The following is a 20,381-nucleotide window of genomic DNA, read 5'->3' as shown; positions in this document are numbered from 1 at the left end:
ATGCCCTCCTTATTTAAGCGTTATTTCGTATAGTGTTCCGTTTCCAGATGGCCCTTGCTGAGCACTTGATGACGTAGACTGCCATTTGGAAGAAGGAATCTCCTTACTATTGTCTTTAATCCAAGTGATAACGTCAGATTGACCTCCCTTGCCCATTCCAGACAGGTAGAAATATTTCACTTCACCTTTTTTAATCATGGCTTTTAATTTACTTACCGTTAAAATTGGATCTGAACCGCTAAATCCACCCATTGCCATTACTGGCTTGCCCGTTTTGATAATGTAAGGTGCAGCTGAAGTTGAGTCCGTTGTGGCAAATAAATATTTTTCGCCTGTATTATTTTTTGTTAAATAGTTTAGTAGCTTTTGGTTTACTTCTGCGTTCATCCCTCCACTTTTTCGTTTTGAAGAGGATGATTTGCTTGAAAAGCTATTTGGCATTTGACTATTATTGGACGAACCGCCTGGCATTTGCATTTGACCACTGTTTGAAGAACCGCTTGGCGGCTGCATTTGACCATTATTGGACGAACCGCCCGGCATTTGACCGCCGTTCGATGATGAATTGCCGCTAGAGCTTCCTGGAGGCTGCATGCCGTTAAAACCAGATTGTTTGCTATTTGTAGCTGTGCTTGGAGGTCCTCCCATACCGCTTGAAGAATCAGGACCTGCTGATGGAAGCATGCTATTTCCACCATAAATAATTGGTGTCATCGCCCAGTACGCCGGCATCGCAAGTAAGACAACCATCGCTGCGGCTCCTAGGTAGTTCGTCAACGAATTTTTACGCTGTTTACGAACAGCTAAAACAAGAGCTAAAATGACGCCCAGTGCTCCTACACCTGCAATTGGAGCTACGCCGATTGAGCTGACATAAGGAGACATAATATATACTTGAAGTGCTGCTGTTGTTAAAATACCACCTGGCAGCAGCCATGATTTCCAGCCATTATGCTGTTTGTACATGCTCCATAAAGCTACTGCTCCCGCTCCGGCAAATGCAGCGATTGGAGGTGCCAGCATAATTAAATAATACTGATGGAAAAATCCTGCGATACTAAAGAAAACAGCTACTGGTAGCAGCCACGCTAACCAAAATAAACTTTCTTTTTGTTTTGTCGTGTAAGGGCCTTTAAATTTTACTCCGGCAAATAGACCCACGATTGAAAAGATTACAAATGGTAATAACCAGCTGATTTGATCTGATAACCCTTTTTGAAATAGTCGGAATGGACCAGGATTCCCCGTGTTGAACATTCCGTTTTGATTCCCTCCACCTGGAGCCTGCATCTTTTGAGAAGAGCTGCTCTTTCTTTGATTTGAGCTTTGTGAAGAATCAGCACTTGAATTACTAGTTTGTTTTGTTTCACTGCTTGCTGTTTGCTGCTCAGTTTGAGCAGGCTGTTTATGACCGCTTCCCGTCACGCTTGTATTTCCAGTTAAACGATTAATACCGTTATATCCGAAAGCAAGCTCTAGAACTGAATTTGTTTGACTGCTTCCCATATAAGGGCGCTTATCAGCAGAAGTAGAATCTACCACAACTGCCCATGAGACAGAAACCGCGAGCATTAGTGCAGTCGCTGTTGTCAAAAAAGCAATTTTCTTTTTCCAAGTGATTTTGGTTGCCACTACATAGAAAACATAAAATGCTGGTAAAACCATGTATGCTTGAAGCATTTTCATATTAAATGCAACACCAATCATCGCAAAAGCTGCTAACACCCAGCCAAATTTAGCCGTACGCACAGCACGAAATAACATCCACGTTGCTACTAGTAATGTAAATACAAGCATACTATCGATATTATTTGTTCGGCTTACCGCAGGTACAATTGGCGTCAGAGCCATGGCAAGAGCAGCCAATCTCCCAGCCCATACGCCAAACGTACGTTTTACGAGCACGTATAGTAAAAGGACTGAACCGATGCCTGCCAATGCTTGCGGTAGAATGACGCTCCATCCGTGAAATCCAAATATTTTAGCGCTAATTGTCTGAATCCAAAATACAACCGGCGGCTTATCAATCGTTACATAGCCTCCTGGATCAAAAGATGCATAAAAGAAATTATGAAAACTTTGAAGCATACTTTTGACAGCTGCCGTGTAATAAGCATTGGCGTATTCATCTGTCCAAATTTTAAATAAGTTCAAAAACGCTGCAATTAAAACAATAGGAACTAAAAATAAGTCTATTCTTTTTTTATTTGAAGTTCGTTCTTCTTTCACTTCACTGTTCATGTGTTTCATTTCACTCCTTTGTAATTTCTGACTTTAGTCTAACAAGCATATGTGAACTGATTATGAACAGGAAAAATAATTTTTTATTTTTTTAAAACCCATTTGACCTCTTACACTCACCAATGAAATATTTTACAATTAAAGAATCAAGCAAATGAAATAGAAAGCGTATTCTTGGAATGCTGCAGCTTCTATGAAACATTATTATCAACACTTCATCCACTTCTTGCTGGGAAAGGAGACAACTTTATGATTCAAGTAAAAGATATATATGGAAATTTACCCACACTAGAAACCGAAAGACTCCGCTTGCGGAAAGTTACAAAAAAAGATGTGCGTGACATGTTTGAATATGCCTCAAATGAAAAGGTAAGCAGATATGTAAATTGGGAAAAGCACCGAAAGCTTCAAGATACAAAAGAGTTTGTTTCCTTCGTTCTAAAGCAGTACAGCAACCAATCCATTTCTCCTTGGGCTATGGAAATCAAAGCCTTAAAAAAATGTATTGGCACCATTGACTTTGTCACTTGGAACCCTACTCATCGCATTGCGGAGATTGGCTATGCGATTTCTGAAGCATATTGGAATAAGGGATTTGTTACGGAAGCAGCTGAAAAAGTAATTGCGTTTGGATTTGAAGAAATGGATTTAGTGCGCATTCAGGCGAGGTGCTTTGTTGAAAATGCCGCTTCTGAGAAAGTGATGAAAAAGATCGGCATGTCTTATGAAGGAACGATTCGAAAAGCCATGTTTATTAAGGGAGCTCACCAAGACTTAAAGTTATATTCAATCTTGCGAGAAGAATATACACGCAACGCGTAGAAAATGTATAAAATACTTTCCATAACATAGGCTAACTTCAACACTAACTCTTCCTTTTGAGGTGAACAATGTTGGAGCAAGCAATTCAGCATTTAGACTTATCTGCACATGGTTTGTGGTTTCCGATTACCGTTAGTTTATGTTTATTTATTCTTGCCCTTGTTTTATTTAAACGACAGCTAACTTGTCGAGATTTTTATATCACGTTTAGCGTAGTTGGATTTGTCGGATGGCTTTGTGATGTTATCATTACGCGTGTTTTTAACATGATTGATTTGGGAGATCCAAAAGTTACAGGACTTGGAGATATTCTAAGCTATACATTTATTCCACCTTCCCTTTCCATTTTATTTTTGACTTACTTAACAGCTAAAAATAAATGGGTTTTATCACTTCTCTTTTGCGCTGGTTCACTACTCATAGAATACGGAATGATTAAAAGTGGCTATATGCATTTAAACGGCTGGTTTTTTATCTATTCAATAGTGGTATACTTCCTCGTTTATGCTTTGGTGCTGCCATGGCATATGGCATTTATTAAGTAAAAAAAGCGGATGTTAATTAACATCCGCTTTTTTACTATGCGCTTACTTTCTATCTGCTGAAATCCATATTTCCTACCGACGTTTAGAAGAATGAATCTCTACATATGTAACACAGGTGCCGCGTGTTCATCTCCGGTCATTTTATTCGCCGTGATGACACATGCGCGCGGCTATGTTCTTCAGGACGTCTAAAACCAATTTTTAAAAGCGCTGCTTCTAAATTTGCTTCTGTTTTAATTTGATTAAAATCAATTCCTAGTTTCACTACCGTTTGGGCAATTTCCGGTCGTATCCCTGTTATAATAGCTTCCACTCCTACTAATTTGAGAGATCGATGAATTTTGAACAGATTATCTGCTACCATTGTATCAATAATCACGACACCTGAAATATCCAAAATAAGATAGGATAATTGAAGGCTTGTCCCTTTTTTCAAGCAGGTTTCCATCATAACTTGCGAGCGGTGGGTATCAATTTCTCCAATAATCGGCATAATAGCAATCCCTTTTGTGACAGGTACAAGCGGAACTGACAGTTCTTCTAGTGACGTATAAGCTAAATTCATCATGTATCGATTATGCTCGTCATAAATTTGACCAAAAACACATGTTACCGTATCTAAAAGCGGATCAATCCGTTCACTGACATGCAGCATAGTAATTGCAGCAAACTGATGCTCCTCTAGTTCTCGTGTAAATACGTCCCAAATAACGCTGCGATAGATTGGTAAGGTACCCAGTGCTTTTTCTAACGGAATATTTTTTTCTACCGCATATTTTCCCGTTTCTAGTGCCCATTCTTTAACAAGTTTAAGTACATCCTCTTGTTCTTCAAATAGGGATCTTCCAAAGTATTCCATGATTAACACTCGCCACTTCAAAATTTTCTTTTCCTTCAATTCCTCTAGACTTAGCGTATGCGTAGAATCTAATCGTTCGGCTAATTTTTCTGACAAGCTATATTTATGTTCAATAATCTTTTTTCCTATATACACGAGTTCCTCTTTCATAAAATACGCTCAGCTCCTCTTTTCTGCTATTTTTACTGCGTATATAACCTTGACTAAGCCTACTTACCCAACCGACAATTGACTAGCCTTCCTAAAAATAACAAAAAAGCGGTTATTTTATGAATTTTCTTTCTTTTTATTATAGTACCAGAGCAAGAGCCGCACAACTGAAAGTTTGCTACGAATAAAATTCGTAATTTGACAGAGAAAACAATCCTGTTTGAACTCAAACAGGATTGTTTTCTGTATTTACTTATCTCACTTTACACTTGGAATAGCCAGACAACAATCGGCCCAAAAACCGAGCCCAGTACAGCGCTTAACGTCATTGATACCGAGCTCATCGATACCGTTAGTTCACCGTATTCAAATGCTTTAGAAGTTCCTAGCGCATGAGAAGCGCTGCCTAGGGCAATTCCTTTTCCTAAAGAACTTTTAATACGAATCCACTTTAAAAGTAAAGGTCCAAGAATTACTCCCGAAAAGCCTGCAATCATAACAAATACCACAGTCATGGATGGAACCCCTCCTAGTCCCGTGGCAATTTGAATTGCAACGGGAGTGGTAATAGACTTAGGAACAATGGATAAAATCAGGCTTCGGTCAATGCCGAATACTTCAGCGAACACGAGTCCGCTAATCATGCCTGCAAATAATCCTACAAACACTCCTCCAATAATAGGAATGCTGTATTTTACTAGCATCTCACGCTGTTTATACAGTGGATACGCTAATGCAACAACCGCTGGCCCCAGAAGTGAATTAATCCATTTGCCTCCAATCATATACTCGTCATAGGAAATATGAAAGGCAAGCAAAAGAAGAATAACGAATACGGTTGTAGTTAAAACTGGAATAAGGATTGGGTAAGAGAACCGTACGTATATTTTTGCCATGACTAGATACAGAGCAACTGTAGCTATGATTATAAAGAGCGCGATAAAGAATTCTTGCACTGTTGTTTCTCCTTTCGTTTGTTCGCTTTCTTTTCTAAAAGTTGACTGGCAGCCCCCGCGGCAGCCATCGTAATGATTGTACTAAGCACAATAATTAAAAATAAAATCGCTCCGTTGCTTGAAAGAAGCGAAGGATAATTCATCACTCCTGCCATAGCTGGTATGAATAATAAAGGTAAAAAAGATAACAAGAAGCTTGCTCCGTCTTCAATCACTTTGATGGGAACAACTTTGCACGTTAAGCAAATGAGCATTAAAATTAAGCCTATAATACTGCCTGGAATAGGCAGGTGAAGCATGTGGTGAACAGCTTCGCCAATCATAGAAAAAGCATAAAGAATCGCGATTTGTAAAATGATTCGTATCACTTTCATTATAGGTCGCTGTCCTATAGATAAAGAACAGCTGTCCTCCTCTCTTTATTTTGTCATGTTGTCTAACATTTAACTATATAAACATCCTTTACTTTACCTGCTTTTACTTGTACTATACAACTATATATACATTTGTATTATACAAGTATATATTTCTTTGTCAATGAATGATTTTGTAAGGAGAGATTATAATGCAAGAAAAAAATTCAATTGAATTGATTGAATATGAGCTTACTACCTTTATTAGACGAGCCGTCTATCTTGATAATTCTGAAAATAAAATAGGAAATCTAGAAAGATCAGCTTATTTATTATTGCGGCAATTAGATGAATTTGGACCAGCTCGTGTAAAAGAGCTGGCAGAAGCATTTAAACTCGACATTTCAACTCTGTCTAGACAAGCATCTGCTTTAGAAAATAAAAAGTTTATTTCCCGTTCCTCTGATCCTTCGGATGGACGCGTCAGCCTATTTGACATCACACCACGTGGAAAAGAAATGCTGCAAACTGATAAGCAAATGCGCCTTGAACGCTATCATAGTATGTTAAAGGAATGGTCAAATGAAGAAAAGGAGCTGTTTGGCAAACTATTAATGCGGATGAATGACGCATTTATCGATTAAATAGAAATTCATGAAAATTAGGCTGCTGCTGCAAGGTGTTTGTCCCTGTCTCTTTTCTCTTTTTTGCATTTAATGTAAAGAGACTATTGAAAAGGATGTATGATTATGTCTGTTCCGAACAAACGGAAAGCCGCGCCCTGCCTCTTCCCCGGCTATAAATGGTGTGGTCCCGGATGCAGTGGTCCCGGATGTCCGGTAAACGATGTAGACTGCTGCTGCAAATACCATGATTTATGTTATGAAGATTACGGATCATGCCGCTCATGTGATGAGCAATTTCTTGACTGTCTTTGCTCCAAAGCAAATCCGTACAGTTTAAAAGGAAGACAGGCATACGCCATGTATACCTATATGCGACTGAAGTTAGCTTTAAAACAATATGACTAAGCATAAAAGAGGAGAATTGAAAAATTCACCTCTTTCTTATGCCATTTTATCCGTGTGAATCCAAAAGCGTTGAACAACAGTTCCGTCCTCTTCTATATAATCCTCGTCTTGTACACCACCGTTTGCCAGAATAGTTCGACGAGAAGCGGTGTTCCAATCATCACACACAACTAATGCCCGTTGAACTCCCAGCTTTTTAATTTCTTGAAGAGATAACTTCAGTAGCAGCTTCGCATATCCTTTTTGTCTTTCGCTCGGCCGAATACCATAACCTATATGTCCTCCGCTGTTTCGCAGTATTTCACTTAGCTCATGGCGGATATTAACTACGCCTATTACTTTTTCGTGATGCATTAGCCAGTAGGTGGAATCGGGTACATATCCTTTTTTTAACCCGATCCCTTTTTCTGCATCTAACAACTCTTGAACCATTTTTTCAAAGTAAGCAGGTTCTTTATCAATTACCCACGGAATCATTTTTTCTCCGCTTGCTTTCCATTCATGATAAAAGTTCATATAAGCCTCTTTATAAGCTGCATCTGGTTTCATTAAAACGGGGGTTTCCACGTGCCTTCCTCCTTTTTGTTTATTATGTTTATACTACCTAGTTTTTCCAATAAATAAAAGAGGATAATTTACATTATGTGATAAGTTTGTTTATTCATTTATTTATAAGATATGTAACAAAAAGCACCCAACGAATATACCATTGAGTGCTTTTTGTTTTACTGCCAGTTGTTTAAATAAATTCCTTAAAAAACCTTGTCACTTTTGCAAGGGCGTATAGGAAGGTCCGCTTCATAACAGGTTCTTCTGTCTTTTGGATGTCAGGAGATTTAATCCATCGCTTATGGTTAGCAATAAGGACACTTTTATCCATTTTGTTTTCCATCGCCATCGTCAGCTTTTTTGCAAATTCTTGACTATCGATAATGACCATGGATTCATTATTCAAAAATGTAGAACGGGAATCTAAATTAAAAGAGCCTACGGCACTGAGTCTTTGATCATAAATCACAGACTTTGCATGAATCGAATAAGGTCCTTGGTATTCGTAAAGCTTTACACCTGTTTTCACAATCGTATCACGCATACTTATATACCCGGAAAAAGCCAACACATTGGGCGTAGATGTAACTGAATTTGTGAGTAGCGTCCATTGAACAGCTGGATTCTTTTTCATTGCTATATACTTTCTCATCGCATTGGTTGGCACCACATAAGGACTTTGAATAAGAACAGAGCGGTTAGCTGCTTCTGCCAGATTAATAAACGTTTTCCACATAAAAGGTCGTTTATTAAAGCGTTCAATTGGATTATGTATAAAAGAAACACGCTTTGTAGGAACGGTGGAAGCATTCCAATTAATCTTAGGCGTCGCAAACGTTTCTCCTACTTGCTTAGCTTTATCATATTGCTGCAGCAGCAAAGCTTTCATCCTCTTTCCCTGATCGACCTGGTACTGCGTGAGATGATAAAAAGCTTTTTTAGTGTAAGGATGAGCCCATAATTCATTTATATAATTTTGCATTTGAGTGATGACGCTATCTTGTTTATGTTTGCTGTTTGTAATAAAGACATCACGATCATAGACGAAATCTGGAGGAGGCTTTTTAGCCAAATACTTGTCCCCTATATTCCGTCCTCCTATTATACCTAGTCTACCGTCTACAATCATTATTTTGTCATGCATACGATTTTGCCACGCCCAAGGTTTAAACAATTGAAGCGGTTCGTAATACTTCACTTCAATATTGGGATGTGAAGCTAATGCATAGAGCACGCCTCTTCGATTTCCTCGTAAGCCGTTAGCTATCCCATCTAAGAGAACGCGAGTATGGACGCCTCGATCAGCTGCTTTAAAAAGAGCGGCCATAATTAAATCAGTTGACTCTCCTTTTCCTATTGAGTAATAAGCAATATCAATCGATTTCTCAGCTTCTTGAATCATTTGAATACGAACTCTTCCTGCCTCATAACCATCTTCAAGAAGTCTCACTCGGTCCGTAGACTCCCTGTGACCAAAAAAGCTAGTCGGTTTAATTGAGGTCGTTCCCTCTCCTGTTTTTAAAGGTACATAAAAGAGAACCACCGCCGCTATAACCACGTACAGAATATATAAAGATAAAATAATAAGTAATCCTTTGAATGCTATTTTTATCATCGCAACTCCAGCTTCTTGTCTTTTTCTGTTATCGTTCACAAATAAGGACCATTACATGCAAGAAACTGCTTCCTTGATTGCTTTGCGCTTTGTCTTTTTGACACATTTATTTTTTCTGATTCACTATTTGTATAGTATGCTAGTACATATCATAGAAAAAAGGATGATGGTGATGGAGGAATATTCTTTTCGTTTTCATATCACAGATTCTTACCCTTTGCAAAATGAAAACGATAAAATAGAAGCTGTGGTACGCACCAAAATCAAGCATGCGGAGGGAGGATGCTTGTATGAGGGTTATCTTCGTGTTCATATCACTAATATTGGGGTCTTTCCTGTAGCAAAAGATATTGCTGAAGCGATTAGCGTTCGTTCGCTTCGTCAGCAGTTAGCGGCCGAATTAAAAAGATACGTACGGCCGCACCGCAATTTTTTATAACTTTATCCAAACATTTGTCCAAGTGGACTTTCATCTTCAATAATATCTTGAATAGCGTAGATAGAAATTGGAAAGTAAGGAATTCCATATGCGTAAGGGGCCAGGTCATACAGCTGATAAAAGAGCACAAGTGATTTATCGGCGATATAAAAATCTTGATCTGGTTTAATTCCTTTATACTCTCCAAGAACCATAATATCGCGCTCTTTTATTTGCTCTCCTACTATTTTAGAAAGAATGCTCACGTAATTACTGTCTTTTTTAAATAGATCTTTGAGTTGATACGTTTTTCCAGTCAGCACATTAAACGTTAACGGAACGACCACGGTCAAACCATGCGCTCCCCCGGAATAAGCAAAATTGACAAGTGTTAAGCTGAGTACATTTCGCTCGTTCGTTTTCAACTCATAATAACCCGTTTCTTCTGTATCCGGATTTTCTCCATATCCCTGCTGACGAATTAATTCATTCGTGCGCTGCAAAATTTTACTGTTCATGCTGTGCTGAACAGCTTGATTAGTCAAATGTACAACTGGATAATAAACGTTTAACTTTTTCTTCACCATTTGTTGAGAATATACGGTTGCAGGTAACGTAACCATCGCTTCCTCCTCTTTGTATACAGGTTGTTACATTCTATTCTTTTAGCCTCCATTCCATTACTGAAGCAAAGAAAGATTCAGACATAGCGAAATCAATCCAACCTAAAGACAAACAAACTGGATAAATGCTCTAGTATGGATTGCTTGTAACACCACCGCTATTGATTTCCGCGGAAGTCTTCGCCTTGCCCTCCAATCACCAGCTAGAAGCACACTCATACATGAAACCTATGTTAACTTTATCAATGAAAAAATCCGAACGAGTTTGATTCTCAATCAAGAATCAAACTCGTTCGGATCTTCCTTCAACGAAAATACCTTTGTCTCAGCCTCTTTTTTACTTCTTGTTATTTTACGTTGTTAATTGTTTTAGCAGCGTCTACCGTATTTTTTAATAACATTGTGATGGTCATCGGGCCAACTCCGCCTGGTACTGGTGTGATATAACCTGCAACTTCTAAAGCCGCTTCGTAATCAACATCACCAACGAGTTTACCATTTTCCATTGTGTTACCTACATCAATTACAATCGCACCCGGCTTAATATCATCTGCTTTAATAAGTCTAGGTTGTCCTACAGCTGACACAAGAATATCAGCTTGTTTTGTTAAAGCAGATAAATCTTTTGTGCGAGAGTGAGCAATTGTTACCGTTGCACTTTCTTGAAGTAACAGCATGGATACTGGTTTACCAACAATATTGCTTCGTCCAATTACTACCGCATGTTTACCTGAAATTTCTTCACCTGAACGTTTAATTAACTCAACGATGCCGTGTGGTGTACATGGTAAATAGCACTCATCGCCAATAACCATATTCCCTACGCTTACTGGGTGGAAGCCATCTACATCTTTTTTAGGAGATACAGCATTTAATACTGCTTTTTCATCAATATGTTTTGGTAATGGAAGTTGAATAAGAATACCATGAACAGATGGATTTCCATTCAAGTGATGGATTTCGTTTAAAAGCTCTTCTTCAGTAATCGTTACGTCACGTTTGATAATTTCAGATGCAACACCGATTTCTTCACAAGCCTTTGCTTTTGCTTTTACATATGATTGCGAAGCAGGATTTTCTCCTACTAAAATCACGGTTAAACCAGGAACGATACCTTTTGTTTTTAATTGAGCTACCTCTTCTTTTAATGCGGCGCGCAGTTCTTGCGCTACTTCTTTTCCTTTAATTACTTTCGCTGTCATGATGTTTTTTGCTCCTTTCAACTGTAGCCATTTAATAAATGTACGAATTATAGTTATTAATCTAACACAAAAGTTCGGTTTTGTTCAATGTTTTTATTATTTTTATTTTAAATAGATGAAAATAAATAACAAATAACGTATATTCCATTCTTATCGTACTATAATATTTTGTATTCACCAAAGGTGTTTTTATTCAAACATTGCTTTTCCAAATTAAAAACCGCACCTTCGGCACGGTTTTGAACGATTTATTTTTCTGTTGATATGCTTTTCTTTGTAGTCAACGGCAGCACGTCTTCCTCTGTTTTTAGATCTTTTACATGCATTTCCTTGAGAGGCGCACTTATTTTCTTATTTTTCGGAGGTTCTTCAAAATTCTCCACCCAATCACATAGCAGTTCAAATCCTTGATACACATAAGGCAGGAGAGGCTGAAGCTTTCGATCTGGGTCAATTTGATGATTCCATACTAAGCTATCAATGTGGTTGCCATTTTCAATTACATAGTGACGATGAAGGTGCTGCTTACCAGAATCTTTTACCAGTTGTTCATAAGGATAAGCATGAATATCCGGAAAAATAAGAGCATCTAACGACCCTGTAATGCTTATCAACGGAACGGAAATATCACCTGTATTTTCAATTTCACGAACTCTTTGCTTTACATCTTGCGGTCTTTCTTGATAATCATACTTTTCAAAAATAGAATCTAACGAACGGTCTCTAACTCCGTTTTCAAAAAGAGTCAAGTATTTTTGCCATGGAATGCTTCCAGGTGCTTGACTGTCAAACTCATCTCTATATATATTAAGCGTTAAAAACCAATAATACTGGTCATGATATGGCCATAAAAACTCAGATCCTTTTGGCAACCCTGCTTGATACAAACGGTGCAAAGCTTCTTTTTGCGATTCACCTACGGTGCACAGTGCTTCTTCGGCATGATTTACAACAGGTGTTAAGGAAGTAATCAAGTTATCGTGATCAGCTCGCCACATAACCCCTTCCCATTCAACGCCTCCATTAAAAAGCTGAGGCTCTCCATGTTTCCCGTCGTTTTCTAAAGCATAGCGAACAACATAACCCCCGTTAGAAATACCTAACGCATACGTTTTTATATCAAAATATTCTGTCACTTCTTTTTGAAGTTTGTGACGATAATTTTCAAATAAAAATCTCTGCGCGATTTTTGTCACTTCTCGGTATTGAATATGCCATTTTCTAATGGAGTCTTCTTCTTTGACTAGAGCGTTCTTTGCTTTAGCAAATGGATCATCTCTCACTTCTTCTCCCTGAGTTCCTTTATCAGAAGCAGCAAACGCAAACCCTTTTGCCAACACATAGTCGCTGAATAGTAAATCCGTTGATTTCTCATCTCGGGTAGCTGGGACTCCTGACATAACTAACTTTCCATTCCAATCATCGGGAATTCGAATGAGAAATTTACCACCATCAACTTCACCTTCTACTTGAACGCCCGTTATTTCTTCAGGCTGATACATGTAATACCATCCATTTTTTTCTTCTTTTGTTCCCCAATAGATAGGAGCCAGCCCAATGTTCCCATAGGCAGTCGCTGCTTGAAATTGAAGAGGGTTTTTAGTCGTTAACCAGTTTCCATACTTACCGTCAAACGTTGTGATATTCAAGTGATAACCTCCATTCACATTTGCTTTTGAAGACAATCTTCGGGGACTGTACACGCATAATTTTAGTTAAATATTACCATTCATTTCTCGAAAAGTACATCAAAACGCCTTTGTTGCAGAAAGAAAGTAGACATTTATCACATCTGAGCCCATAGCGCCGTATAATATTGAAATTTATTCAAAAAAAGGAGTGTCAATGACTATGAGTTCGTTTAATTCTTCAAAACTCTCTACGACTCTCATTCCCCCTGCTACTTCCTCCTATCCGGTTTCTGGAAGAAAATATACTCTTACTCATTCTGATACAACCGGTCAGCTTTTTTTAAGCATCGGATGCTCATATAACAACAAGGCGATAGATAAAAATATGCGTGATGAAGTACTAGCTGCTCTTCACGTAACAGACCGACAAGCAGTTATTCAAGGCGAAGTTTTTGTTAGCGGAGGTGAGTTCAGCCGCGAGCAAGCACAGCTTCGTTATCACATTTTCCGCCGGGAGCTTCCGCTTGCTTTAGAAGCAATATTTTACGGAGACCAAGCGTTTTTTCAACATTATCCAGACTTGCTAAATACACCGATTTACATTTATTTCGTATCGACTTATCAAGAATTTAGAGGGTGGTCCTATTATCAAACCCCTAAATTTTATTTAAAACAAACATGCAGCAGCTAGCACGCTAGTGCATAAACTAATGGGAAATGAACGAGGAAGGTGTGAATATCTCATGTACAGTCAATGGGTTTACCCCTATATGCCGCGCTACTACCATCCAGTGGTTCCTACTACGAATGAAAATTATTTAGAACCTTATAGATACAATGAAGACTTATTTTCTTATATCCTGCATGAAGAAGAGGAAGTTAGATCTACACGCGATGTAGACAGAGTGATGAAAATTTTAAAACGCCAGTATCAGTCCATCTACAGAGATGCTCAACGAGGCGGGATGGATAGCAAACTAACAGAATACTTATTTCGTTCCATTGTAAGATTTGTTGATGATAACTATAACAATTACAGCGGATCTATTAACGAACGCGTCGAAAAAGCCGCGCGACAGCTGAAAAAACGTGATCCCTGGATATTTGAACTTTTTAACTTATACAGCGTTTCCCCTGTTTCACAAGTTCGAATTACTAACACGATTTTAACCGTTTCATTTGAAAATTTACGTAGAGGAAATGAAGTGCCAAATCCTAGATAAACAAAAAACCGCCACAATTGTGACGGTTTTTTGTTATGGTAATACAGTTGCTCCCATTAGATGGCTATCAACTTGTTTAGCTACTTCACGACCTTCATGAATAGCCCATACGATTAAACTTTGCCCACGACGAGCATCACCAGCAGCAAAAACACCTTCAACATTTGTTTTGTAATTTCCATACGCTGCATCTACGCGACGATTTTTCGTTTCAACACCAAACGCTGATAGAACCGGATGCTCTGGACCTTCAAACCCAATCGCAATAAAGACAAGCTGAGCTGGCCATACTTTTTCTGTTCCTGGAATTTCGGTAAAGATGTACTGTCCATTTTCACCTTTTACTTTTTCCATTTGAACCGTATGAAGTTCTTTCAGATTGCCTTGCTCATCTGCCACGATTTTTTTCGTTTGAATTGAATATTCACGTGGATCGTCCCCAAATTTCGCCTGTGCTTCTTCATAAGCATATTCAAGATTAAATACATGTGGATATTCAGGCCACATATTATCTGCCGTACGCTCAGCAGGAAGCTGAGGATGTTTACCAAACTGAACAACGCTGCGGCATTTTTGACGAAGAGCAGTAGCTACACAGTCAGCTCCCGTGTCTCCGCCTCCAATAACAATAACGTCTTTTCCTTCAGCATCAATAAATTGACCATCTTTGAAGTTAGAATCTAAAAGGCTTTTTGTTGAAGTTGTTAAGTAGTCCATTGCAAAGTGAACTCCTTTTGCTTCACGACCTTCTAATACTAGATCTCTTTGTTTCTGAGCTCCTGTACACAAAATGACAGCATCATATTGTTCTTTTAACTCTTCAGCAGTAATGTCTTTTCCAACTTCCGTATTCGTTACAAAATCAATACCTTCTTGTGTCAATAAGCGAACACGTCTTTCCACTACTTCTTTATCTAGCTTCATATTTGGAATTCCATATGTTAATAAACCACCGGCACGATCTGCTCTTTCATATACCGTTACTGAATGACCCGCTTGATTCAGCTGATCTGCGCTCGCTAAGCCTGCTGGTCCAGAGCCAATAACAGCAATTTTTTTGCCTGTTCTTTTCTCCGGAATACGCGGAGTAATCCACCCATTCTCAAAGCCTTTATCAATAATAGCGCGTTCGATATTCTTGATCGAAACCGCTGGATCTGAAATAGCAAGCGTACAGGAACCTTCACACGGAGCAGGACAAACGCGCCCTGTAAACTCCGGGAAGTTGTTCGTTTTCATTAAACGCTCTAAAGCTTCTTTCCAGCGTCCTTTATAAACTAAATCATTCCACTCTGGAATTAAGTTATAGATTGGACATCCAGAAGTAAAAGCATTAATATCCATTCCCATGTGGCAAAAAGGTGTGCCACAATCCATACATCGTGCTCCTTGACGGCTTAGCGCTTCATCAGATAAAGGAGCAGCATACTCTTTCCAATCACCTAAACGTTTTAACGGGTCACGTTCCTTCCCTTTTTCACGTTTGATTTCCATAAATCCTGTTGGTTTTCCCATCGTACTCTCCCCTTTCTTACTGAGCTACCGCTTCTTGTTGTTTTGCCGATGCTTTCTTTTCTTGTTTTGCATTTTCCTCAAACGCACTCATAGCTGCTTCTTCTTCCGTTAACCCAGCTGCTTTTTGCTCTTCAATGCGATTCATCATGCGTTTATAATCATTCGGAATCACTTTTACAAATTTCGAAAGCGATTCTTCCCAATTTTCTAATACAAATGCTGCTTTATGACTGTCAGTATATTTTAGGTGATTTGCAATCATCTCTTTTACTTCTTCTGCTTCTTCTCCTTTTAAGCTCTCAAACCCAATCATGTCTTTATTACAAAGGTTTTTGAATGCTTCTTGATCATCAGCAAATACGTAAGCAATACCGCCAGACATTCCCGCACCGAAGTTTTTACCTACATCACCTAATACGACAACGCGTCCGCCAGTCATATATTCACAGCCATGATCGCCAATTCCTTCAACCACTACGTTCACACCGCTGTTACGAACCGCAAAACGTTCTCCTGCTAGCCCGCTAACATAAGCTTCACCGCTTGTTGCACCGTAAAATGCCACGTTCCCGACGATAACATTTTCACCTGACACAGCTGTTGTTTCCTTAGGTGGAGCAACGATGATTTTACCTCCTGATAACCCTTTTCCGATATAATCATTTGCATCTCCAGTTAGATACATAGACATTCCTTTTGGAACAAATGCACCAAAACTTTGTCCTGCAGAGCCAGTGAATCGAAGAGTAATCGTATCTTCTGGCAGACCTTTCTCACCGTAACGTTTTGTAACTTCACTTCCTACAATTGTTCCAGCTACACGGTTAATATTAGAAATTGGCAGTTCTAACTCGACTTGATACTTATGCTCGATTGCTTGCTGTACCGCTGGCAAGATTTTTTGCATATCAAGAGATTCGTCAATTTTATGGTTTTGAGGTGTTTTAAAAGTACGTACACCTTCAGCTTGATATAAAAGAGTTGTTAAGTCTAAGTGCTGCGCCTTCCAGTGATTTTTTGCACGTTCGCTAACGCTTAATACGTCTGTACGTCCAACCATTTCATCTACTGTTTTAAATCCAAGTTCAGCCATAATTTCGCGTACTTCTTGTGCAACAAATTTCATATAGTTAACGATGTGATCCGCTTCTCCTAGGAACTTTTTACGAAGCTCTGGGTTTTGCGTCGCCACTCCAACTGGACATGTATCTAAGTGACACGCACGCATCATGATACAGCCTAAAACAATTAAAGGCGCCGTAGCAAAACCAAACTCTTCTGCTCCTAAAAGTGCTGCCATGACTACATCTTTACCCGTCATTAATTTACCGTCTGTTTCAAGCACTACCTTTTCGCGAAGACCGTTTAACATAAGCGTTTGATGAGCTTCCGCTAAGCCCAGTTCCCACGGTAGTCCCGTATGTTTAATACTTGTTTTTGGAGATGCTCCCGTACCTCCGTCGTAGCCGCTAATAACGATAACGTCCGCTACTCCTTTTGCTACTCCGGCAGCAATCGTTCCTACTCCTGCTTTTGAAACGAGTTTGACGCTGATTCGTGCATCACGGTTTATATTTTTTAAGTCATGAATAAGCTGTGCTAAATCTTCAATCGAGTAGATATCGTGGTGTGGAGGAGGTGAAATTAAGCCTACTCCTGGCGTTGATCCACGCACATCTGCTACCCATGGATATACTTTGTTTCCTGGAAGCTGACCGCCTTCTCCGGGTTTTGCACCTTGTGCCATTTTAATTTGAAGCTCATCCGCATTCACAAGGTAATGACTTTTCACTCCAAAACGGCCAGAAGCAATCTGTTTAATCGCACTGCGGCGATTATCTCCATTTTCATCCACAGTGTAGCGGCTAGGGTGCTCGCCACCTTCTCCACTGTTACTGCGTGCGCCTAAACGGTTCATCGCAATCGCTAATGTTTCATGAGCTTCTTGACTTAAAGATCCAAACGACATAGCACCTGATTTAAAACGTTTTACAATCGAATCAACTGATTCCACTTCATCAATGGAGATAGATGAACGCGTTCCATTAAACGAGAATAGGTTGCGCAAGAAACCGATGCGTTCTTCATTAGCCGATTCAGAGAATTTTTTAAATAAGCTGTAATCTCCCTTACGGCAAGCCCACTGCAGCGTGTGAATTGTTTTTGGATTAAACGCATGATGCTCGCCCGTGTGTCTCCACTGGAAGTCGCTTCCTGACTCTAACGTTTGCTCAATTGTTTCAACATAAGCATTGTCGTGACGCGTTTTCGCTTCTTTTGCAATAACATCTAAACCGATACCGCCAAGTTGCGAGGCAGTACCTGTAAAATATTGCTCGATAACCTCTGCACTGATTCCAACTGCTTCAAAAATTTGTGCGCCCCGATAACTTTGCACCGTTGAAATGCCCATTTTAGACATTACTTTTACAACACCTTCAGTAACGGCTTTTACATATTTCTCAACAGCATAGTCATACGATACGTTCAACGTACCTGCGTTAATTTCATTTTGATATGTTGCAAAAGTAAGATATGGATTAATTGCGTCTGCTCCGTAACCAATCAGTGCTGCAAAATGGTGCACTTCGCGCGCTTCTCCTGTTTCCACTACAATGCTCGCCTTTGTACGGTTTCCTTTTCGCACTAGGTGCTGGTGCAGTCCGCTAACCGCTAATAAAGCTGGAATAGCTACGGATTGAGCTCCCGCTTCACGGTCTGTCAGAACAAGAATGCTAGCACCTGCGTTAATCGCCGCTTCAGCTTCAGCAAATACGCGATCAAGATCTGCTTTTAAATCATTTGTAAATACAGCAGATATAACAGCACTTTTGAAATCTGGATGAATGGCAGACTTCAGCTGATCAGTTTGATCGTTTGTTAAAACCGGTGTCTCAAGCTGAATTCGATGAATATTTTCTTTGGTTGGATGCAGTAAATTCCCTTCTGCACCAAGCAATGTCATTGTTGATGTAACCAACTGTTCACGAATAGCATCAATCGGTGGATTGGTTACTTGAGCAAATAGCTGCTTAAAGTAATTGAACAGCGATTGAGGACGATCAGACAACACGGCTAATGGAGTATCATTACCCATTGAACCAAGCGGATCTTTTCCTTCTGTAATAACTGGAACTAAATATTTATGAATATCTTCATACGTGTAGCCAAATGACTTCTGGCGAATGACCAAATCATCGAAGTATTCAGATTTTTCTTCCTGCACTTCTGGCAACGTTACCAGCTGTTCATCTAACCACTCTTGATAAGGCTCAGCCTGTGCCATTTCAGATTTAATTTCTTCGTCTGAAATAATTCGGCCCTCCTCTAAATCGATTAGAAGCATTTTACCTGGGCTTAAACGATCTTTATATAATACATTTTCATCTTCAACATCAATGACGCCTACTTCTGATGAAAGGATGATGTAATCATCTTTTGTAACATAATAGCGAGCTGGACGTAAACCGTTACGGTCTAAAATAGCACCGATTTGCTTTCCATCCGTAAACGAAATAGCAGTCGGACCATCCCATGGCTCCATTAATGCGCTATGATACTCATAGAAAGCACGTTTTTCTTTTGACATGTGCGGATTCTCAGACCAAGGCTCCGGAATAAGCATCATCGCTGCATGCGCTGGCTTGCGGCCGGCCAATACAAAGAACTCTAGCGCATTATCTAACATGGATGAGTCGCTTCCTTCAGCATCTAAAATTGGAAGAACCTTCGGCAAATCCTTACCAAATGCGTCCGAAACAAACTGCTGTTCACGTGCTCTCATCCAGTTTTGATTACCGCGAAGCGTATTGATTTCACCGTTATGAATTAAATAACGGTTTGGATGTGCTCTTTCCCAGCTTGGGAACGTGTTTGTGCTAAAGCGAGAATGCACTAAAGCAAACGCTGAAGTGAAGTCTTCATCTTGTAGGTCAAGATAAAAAGCATCAACTTGCTCAGGCGTTAATAACCCTTTGTACACAATTGTTCTACTTGAAAGGCTCGTAAAATAAAAACGGTTTCGACGCGCCTGCGCCCAATTTTCCGCTTGCTTACGAATAACATATAGCTTGCGTTCAAACGCTAAGTCATCTTGAATACCGTCATTTGCCCCAATAAATACTTGTCGTACGTACGGACAGCTTTCTTTTGCAACTTTTCCGATTTTTCCGACATTTACAGGTACAGTTCTCCAACCTAGTAACGTTTGTCCCTCTTCTTCAATTAATTTATTAATATAAGCTTCGATTTCTCGACGCTCGTCTTCGTTATTTGAGAAAAAGATCATTCCAACTCCATAACGACCTTTTTCAGGCAAGTTCAATTCAACGCATGTCTTTTTAAAGAACGCGTGTGGAATTTGCACCATTAATCCAGCTCCATCTCCTGTTAGCGGATCGCTTCCCTGTCCGCCTCGATGGTCAAGCTGGCAAAGCATATTTAGTCCTTTTTTAACGATATCATGTGACGCTACGCCTTTCAATTGAGCGTATAGTCCGATTCCACATGCATCGTGCTCAAATTCAGGACGGTAGAGACCTTGAGCTTTTGGCATTTGATTGTATGTCATCTTCTTCTCCCCCGTTCGTTTTCTTTATCTTTTTAAGATCACCTGTTTACATTGTAAGTTTTCAAATCAATATAAACA

General features: G+C 39.4%; 18 protein-coding genes. 7 read left to right on the top strand and 11 right to left on the bottom strand.

Annotation, left to right across the window (positions count from 1 at the left end; translation table 11 throughout):
* Positions 1–9: 9 nt before the first annotated feature.
* On the bottom strand, positions 10–2,250 hold the full coding sequence (locus tag ACFX4E_RS16280; protein ID WP_098579585.1) for an ArnT family glycosyltransferase: 2,241 nt from the start codon (positions 2,248–2,250) through the stop codon (positions 10–12).
* A gap of 240 nt (positions 2,251–2,490) precedes the next feature.
* On the opposite strand from ACFX4E_RS16280, the gene ACFX4E_RS16275 reads away from it, so the two are divergent.
* A complete protein-coding gene (locus tag ACFX4E_RS16275) occupies positions 2,491–3,063 on the top strand; it encodes a GNAT family N-acetyltransferase (protein ID WP_014460341.1) in 573 nt (190 codons plus the stop codon).
* Between the two features lie 68 nt (positions 3,064–3,131).
* A complete protein-coding gene (locus ACFX4E_RS16270) occupies positions 3,132–3,608 on the top strand; it encodes a hypothetical protein (protein WP_377238003.1) in 477 nt (158 codons plus the stop codon).
* Positions 3,609–3,744: 136 nt separating this feature from the next.
* On the opposite strand, the gene ACFX4E_RS16265 is transcribed toward ACFX4E_RS16270, so the two are convergent.
* From ACFX4E_RS16265 to ACFX4E_RS16255, 3 genes are all read right to left on the bottom strand, one after another.
* Positions 3,745–4,617 carry an STAS domain-containing protein gene (locus tag ACFX4E_RS16265; RefSeq protein ID WP_028408714.1) on the bottom strand — a complete coding sequence of 291 codons (873 nt, stop codon included), beginning with the start codon at positions 4,615–4,617 and terminating at the stop codon, positions 3,745–3,747.
* Between the two features lie 263 nt (positions 4,618–4,880).
* A complete protein-coding gene (locus ACFX4E_RS16260) occupies positions 4,881–5,573 on the bottom strand; it encodes an LrgB family protein (protein WP_028408715.1) in 693 nt (230 codons plus the stop codon).
* Positions 5,543–5,947 (bottom strand): CidA/LrgA family protein, encoded by a 405-nt coding sequence (locus ACFX4E_RS16255; RefSeq protein WP_098791407.1) that lies wholly within the window; start codon positions 5,945–5,947, stop codon positions 5,543–5,545. Before ACFX4E_RS16255 ends, ACFX4E_RS16260 begins: the two co-directional genes overlap by 31 nt.
* A 191-nt stretch (positions 5,948–6,138) precedes the next feature.
* On the opposite strand from ACFX4E_RS16255, the gene ACFX4E_RS16250 reads away from it, so the two are divergent.
* Complete coding sequence (locus ACFX4E_RS16250) at positions 6,139–6,570, top strand: MarR family winged helix-turn-helix transcriptional regulator (protein WP_098249849.1); 432 nt, start codon at positions 6,139–6,141, stop codon at positions 6,568–6,570.
* Between the two features lie 99 nt (positions 6,571–6,669).
* Positions 6,670–6,957, top strand: coding sequence for a phospholipase (locus tag ACFX4E_RS16245; RefSeq protein ID WP_308011539.1), 288 nt, complete (start codon positions 6,670–6,672; stop codon positions 6,955–6,957).
* A 36-nt stretch (positions 6,958–6,993) separates the two neighbouring features.
* Here ACFX4E_RS16245 and ACFX4E_RS16240 read toward each other — a convergent pair whose 3' ends face one another.
* Complete coding sequence (locus ACFX4E_RS16240; protein ID WP_028408718.1) at positions 6,994–7,506, bottom strand: GNAT family N-acetyltransferase; 513 nt, start codon at positions 7,504–7,506, stop codon at positions 6,994–6,996.
* 190 nt (positions 7,507–7,696) lie between these two features.
* Positions 7,697–9,121 carry a phospholipase D-like domain-containing protein gene (locus tag ACFX4E_RS16235; protein ID WP_098333364.1) on the bottom strand — a complete coding sequence of 475 codons (1,425 nt, stop codon included), beginning with the start codon at positions 9,119–9,121 and terminating at the stop codon, positions 7,697–7,699.
* 172 nt (positions 9,122–9,293) lie between these two features.
* Between ACFX4E_RS16235 and ACFX4E_RS16230 the strand changes: the two genes are divergently transcribed.
* Positions 9,294–9,560 carry a hypothetical protein gene (locus tag ACFX4E_RS16230; protein WP_028408720.1) on the top strand — a complete coding sequence of 89 codons (267 nt, stop codon included), beginning with the start codon at positions 9,294–9,296 and terminating at the stop codon, positions 9,558–9,560.
* Positions 9,561–9,562: 2 nt separating this feature from the next.
* Here ACFX4E_RS16230 and ACFX4E_RS16225 read toward each other — a convergent pair whose 3' ends face one another.
* The 3 genes from ACFX4E_RS16225 to ACFX4E_RS16215 all read right to left on the bottom strand — a co-directional run bounded on the left by ACFX4E_RS16225 (position 9,563) and on the right by ACFX4E_RS16215 (position 13,013).
* Complete coding sequence (locus tag ACFX4E_RS16225; protein WP_050689955.1) at positions 9,563–10,162, bottom strand: DUF3298 and DUF4163 domain-containing protein; 600 nt, start codon at positions 10,160–10,162, stop codon at positions 9,563–9,565.
* 347 nt (positions 10,163–10,509) lie between these two features.
* On the bottom strand, positions 10,510–11,364 hold the full coding sequence (gene folD, locus ACFX4E_RS16220; RefSeq protein WP_028408722.1) for a bifunctional methylenetetrahydrofolate dehydrogenase/methenyltetrahydrofolate cyclohydrolase FolD: 855 nt from the start codon (positions 11,362–11,364) through the stop codon (positions 10,510–10,512).
* 248 nt (positions 11,365–11,612) lie between these two features.
* Complete coding sequence (locus tag ACFX4E_RS16215; protein ID WP_377238004.1) at positions 11,613–13,013, bottom strand: alpha/beta hydrolase; 1,401 nt, start codon at positions 13,011–13,013, stop codon at positions 11,613–11,615.
* Positions 13,014–13,215: 202 nt separating this feature from the next.
* Here ACFX4E_RS16215 and ACFX4E_RS16210 point away from each other — a divergent pair, with 202 nt between their 5' ends.
* Positions 13,216–13,686 carry a staygreen family protein gene (locus tag ACFX4E_RS16210; RefSeq protein WP_028413560.1) on the top strand — a complete coding sequence of 157 codons (471 nt, stop codon included), beginning with the start codon at positions 13,216–13,218 and terminating at the stop codon, positions 13,684–13,686.
* 52 nt (positions 13,687–13,738) lie between these two features.
* On the top strand, positions 13,739–14,218 hold the full coding sequence (locus ACFX4E_RS16205) for a hypothetical protein (RefSeq protein ID WP_047751087.1): 480 nt from the start codon (positions 13,739–13,741) through the stop codon (positions 14,216–14,218).
* Positions 14,219–14,251: 33 nt separating this feature from the next.
* On the opposite strand, the gene gltD is transcribed toward ACFX4E_RS16205, so the two are convergent.
* Positions 14,252–15,733, bottom strand: a complete 1,482-nt coding sequence (gltD, locus tag ACFX4E_RS16200) for a glutamate synthase small subunit (RefSeq protein WP_013082931.1) — start codon at positions 15,731–15,733, stop codon at positions 14,252–14,254.
* A gap of 16 nt (positions 15,734–15,749) precedes the next feature.
* The gene (gene gltB, locus ACFX4E_RS16195; protein ID WP_377258634.1) at positions 15,750–20,303 is read right to left on the bottom strand and encodes a glutamate synthase large subunit; all 4,554 of its coding nucleotides are present in this window, start codon (positions 20,301–20,303) and stop codon (positions 15,750–15,752) included.
* Positions 20,304–20,381: the final 78 nt, after the last annotated feature.

Source organism: Priestia sp. YIM B13491 (genome assembly GCF_042787605.1).
GTDB classification, from domain to species: Bacteria; Bacillota; Bacilli; order Bacillales; family Bacillaceae_H; genus Priestia; species Priestia megaterium_E.
This window is presented reverse-complemented; position numbering and strand designations above follow the sequence as displayed.

What these genes read in the sequence shown, in the direction of transcription:
- ACFX4E_RS16255 (WP_098791407.1), bottom strand. Translation starts at nt 5,947, where the DNA reads ATGAAAGTGATACGAATCATTTTACAAATCGCGATTCTTTATGCTTTT.
- ACFX4E_RS16225 (WP_050689955.1), bottom strand. Translation starts at nt 10,162, where the DNA reads ATGGTTACGTTACCTGCAACCGTATATTCTCAACAAATGGTGAAGAAA.
- ACFX4E_RS16240 (WP_028408718.1), bottom strand. Translation starts at nt 7,506, where the DNA reads ATGAAACCAGATGCAGCTTATAAAGAGGCTTATATGAACTTTTATCAT.
- ACFX4E_RS16270 (WP_377238003.1), top strand. Translation starts at nt 3,132, where the DNA reads ATGTTGGAGCAAGCAATTCAGCATTTAGACTTATCTGCACATGGTTTG.
- gltB (WP_377258634.1), bottom strand. Translation starts at nt 20,303, where the DNA reads ATGACATACAATCAAATGCCAAAAGCTCAAGGTCTCTACCGTCCTGAA.
- ACFX4E_RS16230 (WP_028408720.1), top strand. Translation starts at nt 9,294, where the DNA reads ATGGAGGAATATTCTTTTCGTTTTCATATCACAGATTCTTACCCTTTG.
- gltD (WP_013082931.1), bottom strand. Translation starts at nt 15,733, where the DNA reads ATGGGAAAACCAACAGGATTTATGGAAATCAAACGTGAAAAAGGGAAG.
- ACFX4E_RS16275 (WP_014460341.1), top strand. Translation starts at nt 2,491, where the DNA reads ATGATTCAAGTAAAAGATATATATGGAAATTTACCCACACTAGAAACC.
- ACFX4E_RS16265 (WP_028408714.1), bottom strand. Translation starts at nt 4,617, where the DNA reads ATGAAAGAGGAACTCGTGTATATAGGAAAAAAGATTATTGAACATAAA.
- ACFX4E_RS16245 (WP_308011539.1), top strand. Translation starts at nt 6,670, where the DNA reads ATGATTATGTCTGTTCCGAACAAACGGAAAGCCGCGCCCTGCCTCTTC.
- ACFX4E_RS16210 (WP_028413560.1), top strand. Translation starts at nt 13,216, where the DNA reads ATGAGTTCGTTTAATTCTTCAAAACTCTCTACGACTCTCATTCCCCCT.
- ACFX4E_RS16235 (WP_098333364.1), bottom strand. Translation starts at nt 9,121, where the DNA reads ATGATAAAAATAGCATTCAAAGGATTACTTATTATTTTATCTTTATAT.
- folD (WP_028408722.1), bottom strand. Translation starts at nt 11,364, where the DNA reads ATGACAGCGAAAGTAATTAAAGGAAAAGAAGTAGCGCAAGAACTGCGC.
- ACFX4E_RS16205 (WP_047751087.1), top strand. Translation starts at nt 13,739, where the DNA reads ATGTACAGTCAATGGGTTTACCCCTATATGCCGCGCTACTACCATCCA.
- ACFX4E_RS16250 (WP_098249849.1), top strand. Translation starts at nt 6,139, where the DNA reads ATGCAAGAAAAAAATTCAATTGAATTGATTGAATATGAGCTTACTACC.
- ACFX4E_RS16280 (WP_098579585.1), bottom strand. Translation starts at nt 2,250, where the DNA reads ATGAAACACATGAACAGTGAAGTGAAAGAAGAACGAACTTCAAATAAA.